The organism is Streptococcus sp. GMD6S, assembly GCF_000297015.1.
This window is the reverse complement of record NZ_AJRH01000341.1, coordinates 1-958: the sequence shown is the minus strand read 5'-3', so window position 1 is coordinate 958 and position 958 is coordinate 1. Positions and strand designations below refer to the sequence as shown.

General features: G+C 36.0%; 2 protein-coding genes. Both read right to left on the bottom strand.

All coding sequences use genetic code 11. From position 1 onward, the window contains the following. Nucleotides 1-208: 208 nt before the first annotated feature. Entirely contained in the window at nucleotides 209-463 is a 255-nt protein-coding gene (locus GMD6S_RS11490; RefSeq protein ID WP_000924722.1) for a Txe/YoeB family addiction module toxin, read from the bottom strand. A gap of 3 nt (nucleotides 464-466) precedes the next feature. Next, nucleotides 467-721 carry a type II toxin-antitoxin system Phd/YefM family antitoxin gene (locus tag GMD6S_RS11485; RefSeq protein WP_000388572.1) on the bottom strand — a complete coding sequence of 85 codons (255 nt, stop codon included), beginning with the start codon at nucleotides 719-721 and terminating at the stop codon, nucleotides 467-469. Nucleotides 722-958 lie beyond the last annotated feature (237 nt).

The following is a 958-nucleotide window of genomic DNA, read 5'->3' as shown; positions in this document are numbered from 1 at the left end:
TCCATGTTTTTACCTCATTAAATTTGTTTATCGAATGACATACATTCCTTAATATTCTATCACAAAAAACCGATTTTCACAAACCCAAATTGAAGAGTTTTGTGTGAATTTTTGAAGAAATCCCTTAGATTTTCAAGTAAAATTAAGAATCTTTAAAAATTTAAATTTCCACGAAAAACGAAGCAAAAAAGCCTACCTTTCAGTAGACTTAGTAATGATCTTTGAAGGACAAGAAAGCCACGCTATCTCCATCTATTATATAAATCAAGCGATTTTCTGCATCAATGCGCCGCGACCAAGCTCCTTGATAGTCATACTTGAGTGGTTCTGGTTTCCCCATTCCTACAAAAGGATCGCGTTGAATATCCTTGATTAATTTATTGATCCTTTTTAATGTTTTCTTATCTTGGTTTTGCCAATAGCAATAATCCGCCCAGGCATCTTCTGTAAATTTGAGCAGCATTCCTCACTCCTCAATCACATGCACCTGAGTGCTTCCAGCACGAACTTGAGCCATTCCTCGCAAGACCTTGTCAGAAAGTTCCTTATTTTGAGCGATTCTCAGGGTTTCCTGAATACTATCCCACTCGCTCTTTGAAAGGACTACAATATCCTCATCTGGATTTTTATTGACCACCGTCAAAGGCTCAAATTCATCATTTACCTTCTTCATGTAGTCCTTTAAATGATTTCGGAATGTTGAATAAAGAACTGCTTCCATAACCATACCTCGTTTTACCTCTTTTCCACTATTATACACAAAAAGAAAGAAATTGTCAGGAACTTGTACAAGATTTTTCTTTTCTATCTATTTATTCGAAAATATTCTAAAAAAGCCTACCTTTCAGTAGACTTAGTTTGTTTCTATTCTAATCGGAACCCTGCCAAAATTCTGTTCTGCTATACTTGGGTGTCCTAGTTGGTAAATCTGGTCTGCCTTTTGAGTCATAGCATCCCA

What these genes read in the sequence shown, in the direction of transcription:
- GMD6S_RS11485 (WP_000388572.1), bottom strand. Translation starts at nt 721, where the DNA reads ATGGAAGCAGTTCTTTATTCAACATTCCGAAATCATTTAAAGGACTAC.
- GMD6S_RS11490 (WP_000924722.1), bottom strand. Translation starts at nt 463, where the DNA reads ATGCTGCTCAAATTTACAGAAGATGCCTGGGCGGATTATTGCTATTGG.